At 69.3% G+C, this 18984-nt stretch carries 22 protein-coding genes; 14 read left to right on the forward strand and 8 right to left on the reverse strand.

From position 1 onward, the window contains the following. Positions 1-351: 351 nt before the first annotated feature. From ilvB to FGL94_RS00985, 8 genes are all read left to right on the forward strand, one after another. Positions 352-2160 (forward strand): biosynthetic-type acetolactate synthase large subunit, encoded by a 1809-nt coding sequence (gene ilvB / locus FGL94_RS00950; protein ID WP_144920074.1) that lies wholly within the window; start codon positions 352-354, stop codon positions 2158-2160. Continuing rightward, positions 2157-2876, forward strand: a complete 720-nt coding sequence (ilvN, locus tag FGL94_RS00955; protein ID WP_144920076.1) for an acetolactate synthase small subunit — start codon at positions 2157-2159, stop codon at positions 2874-2876. The genes ilvB and ilvN overlap by 4 nt, the downstream gene beginning before the upstream one ends. Before the next feature lie 22 nt (positions 2877-2898). Next, positions 2899-3954 carry a ketol-acid reductoisomerase gene (ilvC, locus tag FGL94_RS00960; RefSeq protein WP_144920078.1) on the forward strand — a complete coding sequence of 352 codons (1056 nt, stop codon included), beginning with the start codon at positions 2899-2901 and terminating at the stop codon, positions 3952-3954. A 70-nt stretch (positions 3955-4024) separates the two neighbouring features. Continuing rightward, positions 4025-5446, forward strand: a complete 1422-nt coding sequence (leuC, locus tag FGL94_RS00965) for a 3-isopropylmalate dehydratase large subunit (RefSeq protein WP_144920080.1) — start codon at positions 4025-4027, stop codon at positions 5444-5446. Next, entirely contained in the window at positions 5443-6099 is a 657-nt protein-coding gene (gene leuD / locus FGL94_RS00970) for a 3-isopropylmalate dehydratase small subunit (RefSeq protein ID WP_144920082.1), read from the forward strand. The genes leuC and leuD overlap by 4 nt, the downstream gene beginning before the upstream one ends. Continuing rightward, positions 6096-7094 (forward strand): isocitrate/isopropylmalate family dehydrogenase, encoded by a 999-nt coding sequence (locus FGL94_RS00975; RefSeq protein WP_144920084.1) that lies wholly within the window; start codon positions 6096-6098, stop codon positions 7092-7094. Before leuD ends, FGL94_RS00975 begins: the two co-directional genes overlap by 4 nt. Before the next feature lie 93 nt (positions 7095-7187). After that, positions 7188-7568, forward strand: coding sequence for a DUF555 domain-containing protein (locus FGL94_RS00980; protein ID WP_099255021.1), 381 nt, complete (start codon positions 7188-7190; stop codon positions 7566-7568). Positions 7569-7718: 150 nt separating this feature from the next. Next, positions 7719-8258 carry a CBS domain-containing protein gene (locus FGL94_RS00985; RefSeq protein ID WP_144920085.1) on the forward strand — a complete coding sequence of 180 codons (540 nt, stop codon included), beginning with the start codon at positions 7719-7721 and terminating at the stop codon, positions 8256-8258. Positions 8259-8315: 57 nt separating this feature from the next. Here FGL94_RS00985 and FGL94_RS00990 read toward each other — a convergent pair whose 3' ends face one another. After that, complete coding sequence (locus tag FGL94_RS00990; RefSeq protein ID WP_144920087.1) at positions 8316-8510, reverse strand: hypothetical protein; 195 nt, start codon at positions 8508-8510, stop codon at positions 8316-8318. Next, on the reverse strand, positions 8507-8635 hold the full coding sequence (locus FGL94_RS18745) for a hypothetical protein (RefSeq protein ID WP_277752596.1): 129 nt from the start codon (positions 8633-8635) through the stop codon (positions 8507-8509). The genes FGL94_RS00990 and FGL94_RS18745 overlap by 4 nt, the downstream gene beginning before the upstream one ends. A 217-nt stretch (positions 8636-8852) precedes the next feature. Here FGL94_RS18745 and FGL94_RS00995 point away from each other — a divergent pair, with 217 nt between their 5' ends. The 3 genes from FGL94_RS00995 to FGL94_RS01005 all read left to right on the forward strand — a co-directional run bounded on the left by FGL94_RS00995 (position 8853) and on the right by FGL94_RS01005 (position 11360). Then, positions 8853-9158, forward strand: a complete 306-nt coding sequence (locus tag FGL94_RS00995; protein WP_186313303.1) for a hypothetical protein — start codon at positions 8853-8855, stop codon at positions 9156-9158. A gap of 92 nt (positions 9159-9250) precedes the next feature. Further along, a complete protein-coding gene (locus FGL94_RS01000) occupies positions 9251-11032 on the forward strand; it encodes a nitrite/sulfite reductase (protein ID WP_144920089.1) in 1782 nt (593 codons plus the stop codon). A gap of 31 nt (positions 11033-11063) precedes the next feature. Next, the gene (locus tag FGL94_RS01005) at positions 11064-11360 is read left to right on the forward strand and encodes a DUF6360 family protein (protein WP_144920091.1); all 297 of its coding nucleotides are present in this window, start codon (positions 11064-11066) and stop codon (positions 11358-11360) included. Between the two features lie 562 nt (positions 11361-11922). On the opposite strand, the gene purM is transcribed toward FGL94_RS01005, so the two are convergent. The 3 genes from purM to FGL94_RS01020 all read right to left on the reverse strand — a co-directional run bounded on the left by purM (position 11923) and on the right by FGL94_RS01020 (position 15564). Further along, positions 11923-12948: a phosphoribosylformylglycinamidine cyclo-ligase gene (purM, locus tag FGL94_RS01010; RefSeq protein WP_144920093.1), complete on the reverse strand. Its 1026-nt coding sequence runs from the start codon at positions 12946-12948 to the stop codon at positions 11923-11925. 83 nt (positions 12949-13031) lie between these two features. After that, positions 13032-13700 (reverse strand): zinc metalloprotease, encoded by a 669-nt coding sequence (locus FGL94_RS01015; protein WP_144920096.1) that lies wholly within the window; start codon positions 13698-13700, stop codon positions 13032-13034. 49 nt (positions 13701-13749) lie between these two features. Next, complete coding sequence (locus tag FGL94_RS01020) at positions 13750-15564, reverse strand: TraB/GumN family protein (RefSeq protein WP_144920098.1); 1815 nt, start codon at positions 15562-15564, stop codon at positions 13750-13752. 108 nt (positions 15565-15672) lie between these two features. Here FGL94_RS01020 and FGL94_RS01025 point away from each other — a divergent pair, with 108 nt between their 5' ends. The 3 genes from FGL94_RS01025 (at position 15673) to FGL94_RS01035 (ending at position 17552) form a co-directional block, all read left to right on the forward strand. Further along, positions 15673-16380, forward strand: coding sequence for an ArsR/SmtB family transcription factor (locus FGL94_RS01025; RefSeq protein ID WP_144920100.1), 708 nt, complete (start codon positions 15673-15675; stop codon positions 16378-16380). Between the two features lie 87 nt (positions 16381-16467). Continuing rightward, positions 16468-16920 (forward strand): bifunctional nuclease family protein, encoded by a 453-nt coding sequence (locus FGL94_RS01030; protein WP_144920102.1) that lies wholly within the window; start codon positions 16468-16470, stop codon positions 16918-16920. Positions 16921-17069: 149 nt separating this feature from the next. Further along, positions 17070-17552 (forward strand): acyl-CoA thioesterase, encoded by a 483-nt coding sequence (locus tag FGL94_RS01035; RefSeq protein WP_144920103.1) that lies wholly within the window; start codon positions 17070-17072, stop codon positions 17550-17552. Positions 17553-17588: 36 nt separating this feature from the next. Here the strand turns inward: FGL94_RS01035 and FGL94_RS01040 are convergent, their stop codons facing one another. From FGL94_RS01040 to FGL94_RS01050, 3 genes are all read right to left on the reverse strand, one after another. Next, the gene (locus FGL94_RS01040; protein WP_144920105.1) at positions 17589-18128 is read right to left on the reverse strand and encodes a GIY-YIG nuclease family protein; all 540 of its coding nucleotides are present in this window, start codon (positions 18126-18128) and stop codon (positions 17589-17591) included. Beyond that, on the reverse strand, positions 18125-18559 hold the full coding sequence (locus FGL94_RS01045; protein WP_144920107.1) for a thioredoxin domain-containing protein: 435 nt from the start codon (positions 18557-18559) through the stop codon (positions 18125-18127). Before FGL94_RS01045 ends, FGL94_RS01040 begins: the two co-directional genes overlap by 4 nt. 75 nt (positions 18560-18634) lie before the next feature. Further along, the gene (locus tag FGL94_RS01050) at positions 18635-18919 is read right to left on the reverse strand and encodes a DUF7545 family protein (RefSeq protein WP_008004266.1); all 285 of its coding nucleotides are present in this window, start codon (positions 18917-18919) and stop codon (positions 18635-18637) included. Positions 18920-18984 lie beyond the last annotated feature (65 nt).

The raw sequence follows: 18984 nt of genomic DNA on the forward strand, positions 1-18984 counted from the left end.
CGGGGAGCCTGCCGATCGACCGCCGTGCGGTCTCGCTGGCGGGGGCGATCACCCGATCCGATCCGCCCCCCGGAATCGGTCCGCCGGTTCCGTTTCCCGACAGGGATTTATACCCCGGACGTGTTGGTGGAATCGAGATGCGACGGCACACCGTGACCCCGACGACCGCCGACGTCGCCGGAGCCGTCGCGCCGATCATTGTAGGGGTATAATCCCCTACACCACACCTTCCTCACCGACGCCACGCATCGACGAACGCCGACGGGCGAGCCCGTTCTCGTCCGGCGACCCGGCGTTCGGATCGACCGACTCTCACACCCGCGAGATGCACCACCGAACATCACCACGACAATGAGCGACACAGCAGCACAGCCACGAGACGACGACGCGGAGGGCGCGGCCGAGTCCGCCGACGCCGACGCCGACGATCCGAGCGACGCGGACGGTCCCACCGCGGGACCGGTGTCGACCGGCGCCGAGTCGGTCGTCGCCGCGCTGGAGGCCGCCGGCGCGGAGACCGCCTTCGGCGTGCAGGGCGGCGCGATCATGCCCGTCTACGACGCGCTGTACGACTCCTCGATCCGCCACGTGACGATGGCCCACGAGCAGGGTGCGTCCCACGCCGCCGACGCCTACGGCGTCGTGGCCGGCGAGCCCGGCCTCTGTCTGGCGACCTCGGGACCGGGCGCGACCAACCTCGTTACCGGCATCGCCGACGCCGACATGGACTCCGACGCCATGTTAGCGTTGACCGGGCAGGTGCCCACCGAGTTCGTCGGCAACGACGCGTTCCAGGAGACCGACACGGTCGGCGTCACCCGCCCGATCACGAAGCACAACTACTTCGCGCACGGCGCGGACACCGTCGGCGACACCGTCGGCGAGGCGTTCGAGTTGTCGCGCGCTGGACGGCCCGGCCCGACGCTCGTCGACCTGCCGAAGGACGTGACGCAGGGCGAGACGGACGAGACGCCCGGGCCGGCGACGCCGCCGGCCGGAACCGACCCCGACCCGAACGCCGACGCCGACGCGGTCGAGGAGGCCGCTCGCGCGATTGAGGCGGCCGAACGACCCGTGTGCCTGTTCGGCGGCGGCGTGATCAAAGCCGACGCGAGCGACGCCGCGCGCACCTTCGCGCGGACGTACGGGATCCCGGTGACGACGACGATGCCCGGCATCGGCTCGTTCCCCGAGGACGACGACCTCTGTCTCTCGTGGGCGGGGATGCACGGTACCGGCTACGCCAACATGGCGATCACCCACACCGACTGCCTGATCGCGGTCGGTACCCGGTTCGACGACCGGTTGACCGGCGGGATCGACACGTTCGCGCCGGAGGCCGAGGTCGTCCACGTCGACATCGACCCGGCCGAGATCTCGAAGAACGTCCACGCCGACTACCCGCTGATCGGCGACGCCGAGCGCGTCCTCGACCAGTTGACCGCGGCGGTCCGCGAGGCGCCCGACGCCGAGGCGTGGCGCGAGCGCTGCGCGGAGTGGAGGGAGACGTACCCGCTCACGTACGCGACGCCCGAGGACGAGCCGCTGAAGCCGCAGTTCGTCGTCGAGGCGTTCGACGAGGCCACCGACGACGACACGATCGTGACGACCGGCGTCGGCCAACACCAGATGTGGGCCTCCCAGTTCTGGACGTACACGGAGCCCCGGACGTGGGTCTCCTCGCACGGCCTGGGGACGATGGGGTACGGCGTGCCCGCCGCGGTCGGCGCGCGCGTCGCGGCCGACGCGATGGGCGAGCCCGACCGCGACGTGGTGTGTTTCGACGGCGACGGCTCCTTCCTGATGACGATGCAGGAGCTGTCTGTGGCCGTCCGCGAGGACCTCGACGTCACGATCGCCGTGCTGAACAACGAGTACATCGGAATGGTGCGTCAGTGGCAGGACGCCTTCTACGAGGGCCGCCACATGGCCTCGGACTACACGTGGATGCCCGAGTTCGACAAGCTCGCCGAGGCGTTCGGCGCCCTCGGGCTCCGCGTCGACGACTACGACGAGGTCGCGCCCGCGGTCGAGGAGGCCCTCGACTACGACGGGCCGGCCGTGATCGACTTCCACGTCGATCCGGAGGAGAACGTCCTGCCGATGGTGCCGAGCGGCGGTGCGAACGGGAAGTTCGCCACCGCGGAGGACCAGCTATGAGCGGTGACTCGAACGACTCTCGGCCCGCGACCGACGGCGGCTCCGCGTCCGACGCCGGCGCTCCCGAGGCCGACTCTCGGCCCGCACCGAGCGAACAGCCCGCGCCGGAGGAGCGCGACCACCCCGAGGGGCGCCGGAACCTCGAAGGGATCCGCATCGACCCCGTCGTCGAGGCGGAACACGAGTCGCGCCGCGCCGTCATCTCGGCGCTGGTGGAGGACGAGCCGGGCGTGCTCGCGCGCGTCTCCGGGCTCGTCTCCCGCCGCCAGTTCAACATCGAGAGCCTCACCGTCGGTCCGACGACCGTGGACGGCCACTCGCGGATCACCATGGTCGTCGAGGAGACCGACCCGGGCATCGACCAGATCGAAAAGCAGATGGCGAAGCTGAAGCCGGTCATCTCGGTCGGCGAGGTCGCCGGCGACGCCGTCACCTCCGAACTCGTCCTGTTGAAGGTGCAGGCGGACGACCCCGCCGCGGTCCACGCGGTCTCCGAGATGTACGACGGCCGGACGGTCGACGCCGGCCCGGAGACGATCACCGTCGAACTCACGGGCGACAACGCCAGCATCGACAACGCGATCGGCGCCTTCGAGCGGTTCGGCATCGTCGAGATCGCGCGGACGGGGCCAACCGCCCTCGCGCGGGGGAACACGCCGACGGCGCCCGGAGAGAAACCCGGAACGGCCGGCGAACCGACGACGCACGACGACTGACACGCGAACTCACACGATACACATGACCGAAGACGACACGCAGACGTTCGATTCGACTGTATACTACGACGAAGACGCCGACGAGGAGGCGATCGCCCATAAGACCGTGGCCGTGCTGGGCTACGGCTCGCAGGGCCACGCGCACGCGCAGAACCTCTCCGAGAGCGGGGTCGACGTGATCGTCGGCCTCCGCGAGGACAGCTCCTCCCGGAGCGCAGCCGAGAGCGACGGGCTCCGCGTGGAGACCCCCGCCGACGCGGCCGCCGAGGCCGACATCGTGAGCGTGCTCGTGCCCGACACGGTCCAGCCGGACGTGTACGAGAACGCCGTCGAGCCGAACCTGGACGCGGGCGACACGCTCCAGTTCGCGCACGGGTTCAACATCCACTACAACCAGATCCAGCCGCCCGAGGACGTCGACGTGACGATGGTCGCGCCGAAGTCGCCGGGCCACCTCGTGCGCCGCAACTACGAGAACGACGAGGGGACGCCCGGTCTGCTTGCTGTCTACCAGGACGCGACCGGCGACGCCCACGACGAGGGGCTCGCGTACGCGGCCGCGATCGGCTGTACCCGCGCCGGCGTCGTCGAGACCTCGTTCCGCGAGGAGACCGAGACCGACCTGTTCGGCGAGCAGGCCGTCCTCTGTGGCGGCGTCACCTCGCTCGTGAAGCAGGGGTACGAGACGCTGGTCGACGCCGGCTACTCCCCGGAGATGGCGTACTTCGAGTGCCTCAACGAGCTGAAACTCATCGTCGATCTGATGTACGAGGACGGGCTCGGCGGCATGTGGGACTCCGTCTCCGACACCGCGGAGTACGGCGGGCTCACGCAGGGCGACGTGGTCGTCGACGAACACGCCCGCGAGAACATGGAAGAGGTCTTAGAGAAGGTCCAGAACGGCGAGTTCGCCCGCGAGTGGATCGCGGAGAACCAGGCGGGTCGACCCTCCTACACCCAGCTCCGGACCGCCGAGAAGAACCACGAGATCGAGGCCGTCGGCGAGGAGCTGCGCGGCCTGTTCGCGTGGCAGGAGGAGCAAGAAGACGAGGAGGACTCCGCCGAGGTGACCGCCTGATGGGCGTACGCGGCGACGCGAACCGGGCCTGTGAGACCACGCGGACCACGCGCCACGCGGGTGAGTCCCGATGAGCGAGGGGACCCTGTACGACAAGGTGTGGGACCGCCACAAGGTGACGGCGCTGCCCACCGGACAGGACCAGCTGTTCGTCGGGCTCCACCTCGTCCACGAGGTAACCAGTCCGCAGGCGTTCGGCATGCTGAGAGAGCGCGACCAGGAGGTCGCGTTCCCGAAGCGCACGCACGCGACCGTCGATCACATCGTGCCCACCGGCAACCGCGATCGGCCCTACCGCGACGAGGCCGCCGAGAACATGATGGCGGAGCTGGAGGAGAACGTCCGCGGCTCCGGTATCGACTTCTCCGACCCGGACTCCGGCGATCAGGGGATCGTCCACGTCATCGGGCCGGAGCAGGGGCTCACCCAGCCGGGGATGACGATCGTCTGCGGGGACTCGCACACGTCGACGCACGGCGCGTTTGGCGCGCTGGCGTTCGGCATCGGCACGTCGCAGATCCGCGACGTGCTGGCGACGGGCTGTATCGCCATGGAGAAGCAGAAGGTCCGCAAGATCGAGGTCACGGGCGAGCTCGGTGAGGGCGTCACCGCGAAGGACGTCATCCTCACGATCATCGGGAAGCTCGGGACCGACGGCGGCGTCGGCTACGTGTACGAGTACGCCGGCGAGGCTATCGAGGACCTCGGGATGGAGGGGCGGATGTCCATCTGCAACATGTCGATCGAGGGCGGCGCCCGCGCGGGGTACGTCAATCCCGACGAGACCACCTACGAGTGGCTGGCGGAGACGGACGCCTTCGCCGACGACCCGGAGGAGTTCGAGCGGCTGAAACCCTACTGGGAGTCGATCCGGACCGACGACGACGCCGAGTACGACGACGTGGTCACCATCGACGGATCGGCCATCGAGCCGACCGTGACGTGGGGGACCACGCCGGGCCAGACCGCGGGCATCACCGAGCCGATCCCGGACCCCGACGACCTCCCCGAAGAGGACCGCGACACGGCGCGGCGCGCGCAGAAGCACATGCGCGTCGATCCCGGCGACACGATGGAGGGGTACGACATCGACGTGGCGTTCCTCGGCTCGTGTACCAACGCGCGGCTGAAGGACCTCCGCGAGGCCGCGGCGTTCGTCGAGGGCCGCGAGGTCGACGACGACGTGCGCGCGATGGTCGTCCCCGGTAGCCAGCGGGTCCGCGACGCCGCCGAGGCTGAGGGGCTCGACGAGATCTTCAAGCAGGCGGGCTTCGACTGGCGCGAGCCCGGCTGTTCGATGTGTCTCGGTATGAACGACGACCAGCTGGTTGGCGACGAGGCGAGCGCCTCCTCGTCGAACCGGAACTTCGTCGGCCGGCAGGGCTCGAAGGACGGGCGCACCGTGCTGATGAGTCCGATCATGGTCGCGGCCGCGGCGGTGACCGGCGAGGTCACCGACGTCCGCGAGATGGAGGAGGTGGCGACCGTATGAGCTCGCCCGAGTTCAGCGCCGGCGAGGCACCGGCGGAGAAGGTCACCGAGGTCACCGGCACCGGGATCCCGGTCCGGGGCAACGACATCGACACCGATCAGATCATCCCGGCGCGGTTCATGAAGGTCGTCACCTTCGACGGGCTGGGCCAGTTCTCCTTCTTCGACCAGCGGTTCGACGACGACGACAACGAGAAGGACCACCCGTTCAACGAGGAGCAGTACCAGGGCGCGAACGTCCTGGTCGTCAACGCCAACTTCGGCTGCGGCTCGTCGCGAGAGCACGCTCCGCAGGCGCTGATGCGCTGGGGGATCGACGCCGTCGTCGGCGAGTCCTTCGCGGAGATCTTCGCGGGCAACTGCCTCGCGCTCGGTATCCCGACCGTCACGGCGGATCAGGAGGAGATCGAGGCGCTGCAGGACTACGTCGAGGCCAACCCCGACGCCGAGGTCGACATCGACGTGGCCGCGGAGACGATCACCTACGGCGACACCGTGGTCGACGCGACGGTCCACGACGCCCAGCGGAAGGCGCTCGTCGAGGGCGTCTGGGACACCACGGCGCTGATGGGCGCGAACGAGAGCGCAGTCCGCGAGACCGCACGGTCGCTCCCGTACGTACCGGCCGAGCACATCCCGGAGGACGAGGCGTGAGCCACGAGGTCGTCGTCATCGAGGGCGACGGGATCGGCCGTGAGGTCGTTCCGGCCGCCGTCGACGTGCTGGAGGCGCTCCCGGTCGACTTCGAGTTCGTTCAGGGCGACGCGGGTGACGCGGTGAAAGAGCGGACCGGCGATGCGCTCCCGGCGGAGACGTACGAGCTCGCGGCCGACGCGGACGCGACGCTGTTCGGCGCGGCCGGCGAGACCGCCGCCGACGTCATCCTCCCGCTGCGCAAGGCGGTCGACTCGTTCGTCAACGTCCGGCCCGCCAAGGCGTACCCCGGCGTCGACGCGGTCCGGCCGGAGACGGACGTGGTCTTCCTCCGCGAGAACACCGAGGGCGTCTACTCGGGCCACGAGGACCGCCTGAGCGACGACCTCTCGACGCTGACGCGGGTCGTCACCTCGTCGGCCTCCCGCGAGCTGGCGGAGTTCGCCTGCGAGTTCGTCGAAGACGAGCGAGGCCCCGCCGGCGACCCCGACGAGGGGTTCACGGTCGCGCACAAGGCGAACGTGATGCGCGAGACGGACGGCCGGTTCCGCGAGGAGGTGCTCGCGGTCGCCGAGGAGCGCGGCGTCGACGCCGACGAGGAGCTGATGGACGCGTTCGCGACGAAGCTCCCGCTCGACCCGACCCAGTACGGCGTGGTCGTCTGTCCGAACCTCGCCGGCGACGTGCTCTCCGATCTGGCCGCCGGGCTCGTCGGCGGGCTCGGTCTGCTTCCCTCGGCCAACGTGGGCCACGACAACGCGCTGTTCGAGCCGGTCCACGGCACCGCGCCCGACATCGCGGGCGAGGGGATCGCGAACCCGACCGCGGCGATTCTCTCGGCCGCCATGCTGCTTGAGTACCTCGGCCACGTCGAGGAGGGCCAGCGGGTGCGCGACGCCGTGGAGGGCGTGCTCTCCGACGGCCCGCGCACCGGAGACCTCGGCGGCGACGCGACGACCGACGAGGTCACCGCGGCGATCGTCGACCGACTGTAGGCCGCGACTGCCGCAACCCTTCTCCGTGCGATCGAGACCCGTGACCGCGGGCGAACCACAAGAAAGGAAACCCTGCGGCCCGTCGGCTCGCGTATGAGCAACTACGAAGTCGCGATGGAAGCCGCCTGGTTGGTCCGTGACGTCGAGGAGACCGACGACGCCATCGGCGTCGCGGTCAGCGAAGCCGGCAAGCGACTCAACGAGACGGACAAGCAGTACGTCGAGGTCGAGCCCGGCGTCACCGGCTGTCCGGTCTGCGGGGAGCCGTTCGACGCCGCGTTCCTCGCCGCGAACACCGCCCTCGTCGGACTCCTCCTGGAGATCGACATCTTCAACGCCGACAGCGAGGAGCACGCCGAGCGGATCGCGAAAAGCGAGGTCGGCGGCGCGCTCCGCGACGTTCCCCTCGAGGTCATCGAGGTCATCGAGACCGAGGGCGACGAGGAGGACGCCGACGTCGACGCCGGGCAGTGAACGCTCTGACGGCTGATCGCTAGGAGGGCTGGCCGCGGGCGCGTCGTACCGACGCCGGCGCGTCGCTACCGGCGTTATCGACACGGCGAGGGCGCCCGCGATATCGGTCGTTGCCGAAACCTTTTCTAATAACCCCTAGTTATTCAGCGTATGGAACTCCCGACGCCACAGGACCTCCGCGAGCGGCGGACGACGCTGGAGCTGACCCAGAGCGAGCTCGCCGACGCCGCGGACGTCTCGCAGCCGCTCATCGCGCGGATCGAAGGCGGCGATGTCGACCCTCGGCTCTCGACGCTCCGACGTATCGTCAACGCGCTCCACGAAGCGGAGGGGAAGGTCGTTCGCGCGAGCGACCTGATGAACGAGACGGTGATAAGCGTTGCTCCCGACGACGCGGTTCGCGAGGCGGTCGAGCTGATGGAAGAGGAGGCGTACTCGCAGTTACCGGTGCTCCAGAACGGCGTCCCGGTCGGCTCGATCAGTCAGGGAGACGTGATCCACGCCGGCGAGAACGTCGGCGATCACCCGGTCAGCGATGTGATGAGCGAATCGTTCCCCACGGTCGCGCCCGGCGCGACCGTCGACGAGGTCCGGAACCTCCTTGACCACTACAAGGCGGTGATGGTGACCGACGGCGGCGAGACGGTCGGCATCATCACCGAGGCCGACATCGCCGCGCACCTGTCGTAGGGCGATCCGCGTCGCACGCGACGTTCACCCGAGACGGTCGAGCCGTCCCGCGCGTCCTCACCCCTCCCGTCGCTCCGAGAGCCGCTCCCAGATCTCCGTACAGCCGGCGCCGTCCTCGATGTCGTCGAGGTGGTCCGTGCCGTCGTCGGGGTCGGCGTCCGCCTCTCTCTCTGGGTCTACCTCCCCTCGCTGGTCGCTTTCGGCCGCTTCTCGGTCGTCGTCGGTCGTTTGTCGATCGCCTCGCTGCGTCATCGTCCCTCCGGGGTATCGCCGAAGAGTTCGGGCGCTACGTCCGCGGACGCGTGCTGTCTATACTCGCGGTCGTCGACCGGGCCAGCGAGTGGATCGTCGGTGGCCTCGGGGACCGAATCGGTCATCACACCACCGTAAGCGCGTACGAGCCATAAGTATCGCCACACATGTAAATCAGACCAGTACTCTCGGATACCGGAGTTCGTGTCCGGTAGTCAGGAAGCTAATTTTACGGTCGATCGCCTTGCAGTCCGTCGGTTTTCCCGATCCTGCGGCGTCATCGAAACGGTCGCCGATTGCGACCACCGTCACGCATTGGGTCGTTGCGGGCGAACTGGGGGTGTGACCACTCGTCTGCGCGTCCTCGACGACGGGGCGTGGATCTCCGTCAACGACGGCCGGGAAGTGCGTGTCAGCGAACTGTGGCGCCTCGACGCACCGGAACTGTGCGAGTGCGCGCTCACCGACCTGGTCGTCGAGAACTTCCAGTCGGTCGGCGTCGACGGCTCGACCGTGGAGGTCCGGGCCTACGGTCAGTGTATCGCCTGCGGGGCGACGGGAACCACCGGCTGGATCCCCGTCGGCCGGGTACGTGGTGGTGAGTTCACCGAACTCGACCGTTCCGCGGTCCGCCGGGTGCGACGCTGAGGGTAGCGGAAACATATGCCACATCGGTGCAGCACCGGGGAAGGTTGACTCGACGCGGTCGCCTATGTGGTCGTCGGCTGTACACCGGATCGATGCCAACAGACGTCGAGAACTGGAAATCGGAGGTGTACGGCAACGAGATCCGCGACCGCCTGTTCGAGTTCGCCGAGGAGGGGTTCGACTCGATCCCGGACGACGAGCGGGACGCGTGGTTCGAGCGCTTCAAGTGGTGGGGCCTGTACCACCAGCGGAACGGACAGGAGGGGTACTTCATGATGCGGATCGGGACCCCGAACGGCGTGCTCGAGCCGGGACAGCTCCGAACCGTCGGCGAGATCGCCGACGAGTACGCTCGCGGCCCCGGGGTGAACCCGATCTTCGGCGGCGCGTACGCCGACTTCACCACCCGACAGTCGATCCAGCTCCACTGGATCGAGCTGTCGGACGTGCCGGCCATTTTCGAGAAGCTGGAGGAAAACGGGCTCTCGACCCAACAGGCCTGCGGCGACTCGTGGCGGAACATCGTCGGGAACCCCGTCGCGGGCAAGGACGGACAGGAGGTGATCGACGCGTGGCCCGTAATCTCCGAGCTCAACGAGACGTTCAAGGGGAACGACGACCACGCGAACCTCCCTCGGAAGTGGAAGGTGTCGGTGACCGGCTCCGCCGACGGCTCCGGGCAGGGCGACATCAACGACCTCGCGTTCGAGCCCGCGTACAAGGCGGTCGGCGGAGGCAGCGGCGGAGACGGAGCCGGCGGCGAGACCGAGGACACCGTCGGATTCAACGTCAGAGTCGGTGGCGGGCTCGCCCGCAACGAGCCGCGGTTCGCTCGCGACATCGACGTGTGGGTCCCCCCGGATCGGGTGCCGGACGTGGCCGGCGGGCTCTCCGCGCTGTTCCGCGACTACGGCGACCGCGAGGACCGGTACAACGCGCGGGTGAAGTTCCTCGTCGACGAGTGGGGCGCGGACGAGGTCCGCGAGACGCTACAGGAGGAGTACGTCGACTTCGAGCTGGAGACCGCCGGCCGGGACGTTCGCGAGGAGTACACCTACAACGCCGGCGAGGGCGAGCGCAACGACCTGATCGGCGTCCACGACCAGAAAAACGGAGAGAACTTCGTCGGGCTGAACGTGCTCGTCGGGCGGATGGGCGCCGACGACGTGCTCGAGCTGGCCGACCTGGCCGAGGAGTACGGCTCCGGCGAGGTCCGGCTCTCGCAGCGCCAGAACGTCGTCGTCACCGACGTGCCGGACGACGCGCTCGACGAGTTCCTCGACGAGCCGCTGCTCGACCACTACTCGCCTTCCCCCTCGCCGTTCATGCGCGGCTCGGTCGCGTGTACCGGCACGGAGTTCTGCTCGCTGTCGATCGTGGAGACGAAGAACCGACAGGTCCGATTCGCTCGCTGGCTGAAGGCCAACGTCGACCTCCCCGACGACGTCGACGAGTTCCACATTCACCTCTCCGGGTGTACGGCCTCGTGCGCCCAGCCGCAGATCGCCGACGTGAGCCTGCGCGGGATGAAGACCCGCAAGGACGGGGACCCCGTGGAGGCGCTCGACGTGGGGCTCGGCGGCGGGCTCGGCGAGGATCCGCAGTTCGCCCGGTGGGTCACCCAGCGCGTGCCCGTCGACGAGGTGCCGGGCGCGCTCGCGAATCTCGTGGAGAGCTTCGCCGCCGAGCGCGACGAGGGCGAGTCGTTCCGAGCGTTCGTCGCCCGCTACGACGACGACGAGCTCGACGCCCTCGTGGAGCCCGAGGAGACCGATTACGAGGACCCGATGATGCACAACACGAAGCGCACTTGGTACCCGTACGCCGAGGACGACGCGATGGAGGACGCGCCGCCGACGCCGGCGGACGACTGACGATGCGCTCGACGGACCCGGAGGCGAACCGATGAGCGATCGACTGCTCCGCGTGAACGCCTACACGACGCTCGATCTCGTGGAGGGGCGCGCCCGCGGCCACGAGTTCGAGAGCGAGGCCCCCGGCGTCGTGAACGTCACCGCGCCTCGGGAGGACCCAGAGCACGTCACGTTGCAAGTCGAACTCGACGACACGGCGATCGACGACCTCACCGCCCACGCCGACGAGATCGACCTCTCCACCGCGCAGGCGCGGACACTCGCCGAGACGCTGGAGTCGACGGCGGACAGGGTCGACGCCGCGCGAGACGGCGACGACTGCTTATAAACAAGCGCAGCGGTGCGGTGGCGCGCGCCTCCGAGCGCCCGTTGGGCGCTCGGAGCGCGTGCGAGGGACGCGGCGACCGAAGGGAGCCGCGAGGCTGGGGAGGTGTGAGGCTGCGGTTGCGGTGTGGGTGGGATTCAAAGGGGTAGCCGCGAGGACGGCACAGGCGTTCACGAGAGCAAAGCTCTCGTGAGCCAGTCAGAACGCGAAGCGTTCTGATGACGACGTAAGCACCGCAACGAGGGAGCGAAGGAAGTGAGCGACCGAGTGAGGAGCGTGGTTCGAGAGAGCTACGCTCTCTCGTCATCACGAGACGCCTTTGGCGTCTCGAACGACAGCGAGCGTGTGCCGTCCTCGCGGCTGGGGCTTTGGAGGTATGCTCCACCGGTTCGTGATCAACGATTTATAAATGAGCGGCTGAGGCTCTGGAAGTGTCCGCCGTCGAGCCGAAGTTACGGATTTATAAGCGATCATCTGAAAATCGGAAGCGGTCCACCGCGCGAGTAACCGTTTATCAGCGAACACTTAGAACTCCGTCAGAAACGGTCCTCACGCTAGCGTCCATTTATAACTCTAGTCCGCGGATCGCGACGCTTCCCTCCTCGCCACCGTCCCCGTCTTCCACCCGTCCGATCACGCGTCCGTCGGTCTCGGCGGCCAGCGACTCGGCCGCGTCGGGGTCGAGCGCCGCGACGAAGCCGGTCCCCATGTTGAACGTCCGGTGCATCTCCTCGTCGGAGACGCCCCCCACCGACTGCACGAACTCGAAAACCGGCTGGGGGTCGAACGCGTCGTCGACGACGTACCGGTTCGCGCCGAGCCGCGTCAGGTTGGTCCAGCCGCCGCCGGTGACGTGGGCCGCGCCGCGTACGCCGTGGTCGCGCATCGGGTCGAGGAGGTCGGTGTAGATCCGGGTCGGCTCTAAGAGGGCCTCGCCGACCGTCTCGTACCCCTCGAACGGACACGGGTCGGTGTACGCGTGCTCGCGAGTCGCGGCCTCGCGCGCGAGCGTGAGCCCGTTCGAGTGGATCCCCGACGACTCCCAGCCGACCAGCGCGTCTCCCGGCCGCGCCGCACCGTCGAAGACGGCCTCTTTCGCGGCGAGCCCGGCGCAGGTCCCCGCCAGATCGAGGCCTTTGATCACGTCGGGCATCACCGCCGTCTCGCCGCCGACGAGTTCCATGTCGGCGAGGTCGGCGCCGCGCGCGAGCCCCTCGCCGACCTGCTCGGCGAACCGCTCGTCGGGCTCGTCGACCGCGAGGTAGTCGACGAACGCGACGGGGCGGACGCCGGCGGCGACGAGGTCGTTGACGTTCATCGCGATGCAGTCGATCCCGACCGTCGAGTAGTCGCCGAGCGCCTCGGCGACGAGGAGCTTCGTCCCGACCCCGTCGGTCGCCAGCGCGAGGTAGCGGTCGCCGATGTCGAGCAGACCGGCGTAGTCGCCCTCTCCCTCGCCGACCGCGCCGATCAGCGCGGCGGTCGCCGCCTCGCTGGCGTCGATGTCGACGCCCGCGTCCGCGTAGGTGAGTTCGTCGTCGGCGTCGCCTCCGCTCGCGTTTCCGTCGTCTTCGCCGTCGCCCTCGGTCATGTGTGTCGAGGGACGCCCGCGGAGCAAAAGCGCACCGTTCCCACCGAGCGACCGAGACGTCAGCGATGGATCCCCCGCCCGACTCAGAACGGCCCGCCGAAGCCGAGCCCGAGAACGAACACGAGCCCGACCGTGAGCAGGACGGAGAGGGCGAAGAAGCCGGCCCACACCGGCTTGCTCCACCCGATCACGGTCTTCCCGTCGAGTGGGCCGTACGGGATCAGGTTGAAGGCCGCGAGGAAGACGTTGATCGCGATCCCGCGAGAGCCGATCAGCGTGACCACCGGGCTCCCGATGACCGGACCGAGCAGGAGCGCCGGCAGGAACACGAGCGTGAGCAGGAGGTTGACGACCGGTCCCGCCAGCGCGATGTGGCCGTGTTCCTCGGGCGTCAGTCGGCCTCTGTGGTGGACCGCGCCCGGCGCGGCGAAGATGAAGCCGAGGAGCGAGCTCATCACGGCCAGGAACAGCATGCTGTTGTCCGCGCGGAACTCGGCCACTTGGTCGTAGTGGACCGCGACGACCTTGTGAGCGATCTCGTGGAGGAGGAACGCGACGCCCGCGGTGAGCAGACCGACCAGCAGCGGCGGGACGACGCCCGCCGCGAGCAGCCGATCGAAGCCGGCGGTGCCGTTCACGAAGAAGAACGTGAACGCGACGCCGAGCGCGAGCCACGCGACCACCAGGTCGCGGATCTCGGTCCCGCTGAAGTAGAGGCCGGCGATCCGGCGGCCTTGAAGGGTTCCGCTCATGCGTTCACCTCACCGGCGCGTCGGGTTATGCCCACCGCAAGGCACCGACTCATGCTCCACCCGTGACCGCGCTCCGGATCAGATCCGCGCCGGTCTGTGCCCCCTCGATCATGAGCCGCCCCACCTCGTCGACGCCGCCAACGTCGCCGAACATCGCGGGGATGACGTACACCGCGAACAGGAAGCTCGCGACGATGCTGCCGATGTTCGTCATCGCGACCACGACGATGAGCTTGAACAGGGGCACGTCGAGCATCGCGGAGACCAGCTCCGAGGGCGACTGCGTCTCGTCGGAGAGCAGTTCGTTGAGCCGCCCGATGTCGCCGACGTTCACCGTCAGGCTCCGGAGTTCGACGTAGCCCGTGAACCAACCGGGAGCGAGCATCGGGTTGATCGAGGTCATCCACGCGACGGCACCGCCGACCCCCGCCGAGGTCCAGCGCGCGCCGGCGAGCTTCGCGAACGCGAACGCGAACGCGCCGTTGATCAGGAACCACGCGCCGAACAGCCGGAACAGGAACGCGTTCTCCACGCCGGCGAGCGCGAGGAGGACGAAAAAGCCCACGAACCCGACGGTGATCGCGTAGCCGATCGCCTTCTTCCACGGGAGTCCCCGCCCGCGCTCCTTCCCGACGAGGTCCTCCATCGGCGGGAGCGACGCGGGATCGGAGAGATACCCCTCGATCCCCGCGCGGTGGCCCGCGCCGACGACGGCGACCACGTCGTACCCGGCCTCGCGGAGGGCGACGAGCCGGTGGGAGATGAAGGCGTCGCGCTCGTCGATGAGCGCTTCCGCGCCGCCCGGAGAGAACTGCCGGAACTCCTCCATCATCATCGTCACCACGTCGGTGTCGGTTAGGTCCTCCATCCCCAGCTCCTCGATCCCGCCGTGTTCGGGCTCGCCGGTGCCCCGCCCGACGACGGTCATCGCGAGAGACGCGAACACGCCGAGGGTCAGGCCGAGCGAGATTCCGAGCCCGAGACTCCCGACCGCCGTCACGGCGAAGCCGCCGAGGTACGTCTCGACGAGCCCGTCGAGCGCGCCGACCGCGGCGGCGGTGATTCCGGAGGAGACGCCCAGTATCGCCGCGGCGTAGAGGCGTCCGTCGGGCGAGAGCGCGACTTTCCCGACCTGATCGACGGCGATCGCGACCGCGACCGCGGCGAGGACGCCGCCGGTGACGCTCGTCAACAGCGCGTCGGTGACCCCGACGCTCCCGCCGAAGAGCCCGATCACGGGGCCGGCGATGATCCCGACGAACAGTCCGACCAACACCCCGACCACGCGGGAGTCGGTGACGCCGAACGCGAGCCCGCCCACCATGCGCAACTTCTCGGCGATCGACATCCGGGCCCAGAAGCGCTGGATCGTCGTCTGGATGTCCCGGTCGACTAGCGCCACGTCGATGCCGAGCCCCTCGGCGACGTCGATGGCGGCCCGCATGTCGGCGCCGGGCTCGATGTCGAAGCGGTCGCCGAGTTGCGTCTGGACGTACGACAGCATCCAGTACGCGAGGAACTGGAAGACCGTGTTTCCCCGCAACAGGTCGCTCGCGTCGAGGTCGTCGGGACTCTCGCCGTTCATCTGGCGGTACCGGCCCTCGTCGAGCTCGACGGCGACCACGTCGGGCCGCTCGCGCTCGATCGTCTCTTCGACCTCGTCGACGGACTGCTCGGAGACGTGCGCGGTTCCGACCACCGTCACCGAGCCGTCTCCGTCGCCGCCGTCGGGAGGCGATCCGATCGCGCCGCTCGCAGGGGCACCCTCGCCGCCGGTCGACGCCGAGTCGATTTCCGTCGGCGCCGGGTCGCTCGCCGTCGGGGGCGGGGACGCGCCGTCGGATCCCCCTGGCGTCTCTGTCATTGCCACGACGTACTCCGTCGTCGCGTTTAGGGTTTGTGAGTCGGTGACCCCGCGTCTCCCCCTCGAAGATCCAACAAATTTGTATCCTCACGGCGCGGAGGGGCCGGTATGTCGCGGCTGTTGCCCTCCCTCCCCGACGCGACCCCCGAAGACAGAGAGCCCCGGGTGGTCGGCGTCGACGACGACGACGCGGACGAGCTCATCGCCGCGCTCGGCTCCGAGACGGCGCGCGAGATACTCACGCGCCTCCACGACGAGCCGGCGACCAAATCGGAGCTCGCCGACGCCGTCGACACCTCGCTCCAGAACGTCCAGTACCACCTCTCGAAGCTCGACGGCGCCGACCTCGTCGACGTCGTCGACACGACCTACTCCGAGAAGGGCCGAGAGATGGAGGTGTACGCGGCCGCGGACGAGCCGCTCGTGCTCTTCGCCGGCGGCTCGGAGGCGTCGCGCGGGATCAAGTCGGCGCTGATGCGGCTGCTCGGCGGCTACGGGATCATCGGGCTGGCGGCGGTCGCGGCCCAGCGGGTCCTCTCGGTGACCGGACCGACCGCCCGCGTGTCGAGGAGCACGGACGGGAGCGCCGGTAGCGACGGCGGCGACGTCGCGACCGAAGACGCCGCGGACGGGCCCACTATTGAGTCCTCCCCCGACGGCGGCGGAAGCGGAGAGATCGACGGCACCGTCGAGTACGTCGTCGATCCGCTGGCGGACTACGCCGTCTCGCTGCTCGAGCCCGGAGTCGTATTCTTCCTCGGCGCCGCGCTCGTGTTCACGATCGGCTGGGCGTACTGGTACTGGGGCGACCGCTGAGGGGGTCCGCTACCCGAGCGAGGAGTCACCGGGGCTGCCAGCGATCGCGTGGGACAGCTATTCATGTCGCCGCCGCCACGATCCGGTATGGAACACGAAGCCGAGGTCGTCGGGGTCGGAGCGGGCTCCGCACCCGGCGGCGACGTGCCGGCAGTCATCCTGTCCGCGCGCGACGAGTACGTCCCGATCTTCGTCAGCGCCGATCAGGCCCAGTCGATCGGGATGGCGCTCGAAGGCGAGCCGTTCGATCGGCCGCTGACGCACGATCTCCTCGTCGATATCCTCACCGAGTTCGGGGGAGCGATCGACCGCGTCCGGGTCGACGACCTCCGAGACGGTACCTTCTACGCGAAGGTTGACGCCGAGCGGTACGAGGACGGCGAGCCGGAACGGTTCGTCTTCGACGCGCGCCCCTCCGACGCGCTCGCGCTCGCCGTCCGGATCGACTGTCCGATCGTCGTCTCCGACGAGGTGATCGACGAGGCGGGACGCTCGCAGGACTCGGTCCGGTTCGACGACGGCCCTCAAGAGGGGGCCTGACTTCCCGCGCCGCCCGCTGTCCGGCGCCGCTAGCCGCCCCTGTTCGGCGCCGCTAGCCGCCCGCCCCTGTACCGCCAGCCGCACCCCCGTACCGCCAGCCGCCCGACGCCGGTCACCGGGTTGAAGTCGCCCGCCGTCCCACCGACGACATGGACGAGACGGCAACAGTCGCGGAGTCGTACACCGAGATGACCGAACTGCTGTTGCCGAACGACACGAACAACCTCGGACGAGCACTCGGGGGCGCGGTCCTCCACTGGATGGACATCTGCGGCGCCATCGCCGGGATGCGCTTCTCGAACCGACAGGTCGTCACCGCCTCGATGGACCACGTCGACTTCATCTCCCCCATCGAGATGGGCGAAGTCGCTGTCATCGAGGGGTATGTGTTCAACGTGGGGACCACGAGCCTCGACGTGAAGGTCGACGTGCGCGCCGAGAACCCCCGTACCGACGAGGAGCGCCGCACGACGACCTCCTACTTCACGTTCGTCGCGCTCGACGACGAGGGGAACCCGGCGAGCGTCCCGGAGCTGACGACGCCGACGCCGGAGGAGGAGGCGCTGCGCGACGAGGCGATCGAGGGGCGTCGCGAACAGCTCACCGACATCGTCGAGCGGTACGACCTGTAGGTTGGCAGTGTGGTCGGCTGGCGACCTCCAGACGGCTCACCGGGTCGTGCTCACGTCGTCGACGCCGCCGTCGACCGCCTCCGCCGATCCGGCGACCACGTCGACGAAGCCGTCCGTCTCCGCGACCGCGTCCTCGTGCGCCTCGCGGACCAGCGCGGTGGATTCGTCGACCGATCCCACGTTGCCGGCCGCGGCGAGGTGGCTCCCGCAGCCGCAGTCGGACGCGCCGAAGCCGCCGACCGGGCCCGCGGGGAGTCGGTCGGCGACCGCGCACTCCACGTCGGCGCCGACGCTCCGAACGACGCGGTCGATCCGGGCGTCGGGGCGGCCGAGCAGGTAGTCGACGTGCCAGTGGCGCACGTCGTGTTCGCCCCGAGCGGTCCGACGGTGGCGGTCGACGCGGGAGAACCCGCTGGCGCCGAGCGCGCTGCCCGTGTAGGCGTAGACGCCGGATTCGAACCGATGTTCCCCGAGGGCGCCGACCTCGATCGCCGCCGGCGACGCGAGTTCGACGAGGAGGGTGTAGGTGCCGCCGCCCGGGTCGTCAGAATCCGCTCCCGCTCTGCCCCCGCTCACGACAGCGCCTCCGGCCGCTCGCTCGCCGCGGGACGGAGGTCGTCCACGAGCTCGCTCGCGGCCTCGGTCAGATCGTAGGTGTCGTGTACGTCGGCGGGGTCGCGACCCCGCCCAGACAGAGTTCCGACGACGCCGGCGATCCGGTCGTAGTTGTCGCGCACCAGCCCGCCGACGATCTCGGGGGTGCCCGCGCGCTCGGCCAGCTCCTCCGCCGCCGAGCGGCCGGCGTACACCCGCCTCTCGCCGGGGTCGACGAACACCATCGCGAACGGGCGCGAGCCGAACTGCGCGTCGAGGAACGGGCCGACGGGCTCGGCCTCCCACGGCACCGCGACGACGCCCTCCAGCCGCCGGAGCGCGACGGCCGCCACCGAGCAGTACGGGCAGTCGCCGTCGAAGATCAGCACCGGCGCGTCCGAGTCGGTATCCATGTTTACACTACGCGTCCCGGCCGCTTAAGCGGTCGGCCGGAGCGACTGCAGTTTAAAAGGGATCGAGCGAACCGATCAGTGCGAGTGGCCGAGCGCGTCCTCGAGCGACTGACCGAAGCGTTCCTCGAACAGCTCCGCGGCGGTGTCGTTCATCTCCGCGATGTCGTCCGGGACCTCGCCCTCGCTGTGGTGAGCGATGACGTGGGCTTGCTGGGCCATCGCCTGCACCACGACGTCGCTGACGACGCGGGTCGGCTCCTCGCCCTGCTGGCTGAGCACGTCGACGAGGCCGGCGGGCAGTTCGAACGACTCCTCGTTGCCGTCGGGGTCGGTGACCGTGTAGGTCTCAGTATCTCCCATACCCGTCGGACGGGAGCCGTACATAAGGGTCTGTGGAAACCGGGCGCGGTCCGCTGACAGTCCCT

This window comes from Halorubrum salsamenti (assembly GCF_007671685.1).
Classification (GTDB): Archaea; Halobacteriota; Halobacteria; order Halobacteriales; family Haloferacaceae; genus Halorubrum; species Halorubrum salsamenti.

Bases quoted from the DNA above. Each gene is read 5' to 3' on its own strand.
- ilvB (WP_144920074.1), top strand. From the start codon at position 352: ATGAGCGACACAGCAGCACAGCCACGAGACGACGACGCGGAGGGCGCG.
- ilvN (WP_144920076.1), top strand. From the start codon at position 2,157: ATGAGCGGTGACTCGAACGACTCTCGGCCCGCGACCGACGGCGGCTCC.
- ilvC (WP_144920078.1), top strand. From the start codon at position 2,899: ATGACCGAAGACGACACGCAGACGTTCGATTCGACTGTATACTACGAC.
- leuC (WP_144920080.1), top strand. From the start codon at position 4,025: ATGAGCGAGGGGACCCTGTACGACAAGGTGTGGGACCGCCACAAGGTG.
- leuD (WP_144920082.1), top strand. From the start codon at position 5,443: ATGAGCTCGCCCGAGTTCAGCGCCGGCGAGGCACCGGCGGAGAAGGTC.
- FGL94_RS00980 (WP_099255021.1), top strand. From the start codon at position 7,188: ATGAGCAACTACGAAGTCGCGATGGAAGCCGCCTGGTTGGTCCGTGAC.
- FGL94_RS00985 (WP_144920085.1), top strand. From the start codon at position 7,719: ATGGAACTCCCGACGCCACAGGACCTCCGCGAGCGGCGGACGACGCTG.
- FGL94_RS00990 (WP_144920087.1), bottom strand. From the start codon at position 8,510: ATGACGCAGCGAGGCGATCGACAAACGACCGACGACGACCGAGAAGCG.
- FGL94_RS18745 (WP_277752596.1), bottom strand. From the start codon at position 8,635: ATGACCGATTCGGTCCCCGAGGCCACCGACGATCCACTCGCTGGCCCG.
- FGL94_RS01000 (WP_144920089.1), top strand. From the start codon at position 9,251: ATGCCAACAGACGTCGAGAACTGGAAATCGGAGGTGTACGGCAACGAG.
- FGL94_RS01005 (WP_144920091.1), top strand. From the start codon at position 11,064: ATGAGCGATCGACTGCTCCGCGTGAACGCCTACACGACGCTCGATCTC.
- purM (WP_144920093.1), bottom strand. From the start codon at position 12,948: ATGACCGAGGGCGACGGCGAAGACGACGGAAACGCGAGCGGAGGCGAC.
- FGL94_RS01015 (WP_144920096.1), bottom strand. From the start codon at position 13,700: ATGAGCGGAACCCTTCAAGGCCGCCGGATCGCCGGCCTCTACTTCAGC.
- FGL94_RS01020 (WP_144920098.1), bottom strand. From the start codon at position 15,564: ATGACAGAGACGCCAGGGGGATCCGACGGCGCGTCCCCGCCCCCGACG.
- FGL94_RS01025 (WP_144920100.1), top strand. From the start codon at position 15,673: ATGTCGCGGCTGTTGCCCTCCCTCCCCGACGCGACCCCCGAAGACAGA.
- FGL94_RS01030 (WP_144920102.1), top strand. From the start codon at position 16,468: ATGGAACACGAAGCCGAGGTCGTCGGGGTCGGAGCGGGCTCCGCACCC.
- FGL94_RS01035 (WP_144920103.1), top strand. From the start codon at position 17,070: ATGGACGAGACGGCAACAGTCGCGGAGTCGTACACCGAGATGACCGAA.
- FGL94_RS01045 (WP_144920107.1), bottom strand. From the start codon at position 18,559: ATGGATACCGACTCGGACGCGCCGGTGCTGATCTTCGACGGCGACTGC.
- FGL94_RS01050 (WP_008004266.1), bottom strand. From the start codon at position 18,919: ATGGGAGATACTGAGACCTACACGGTCACCGACCCCGACGGCAACGAG.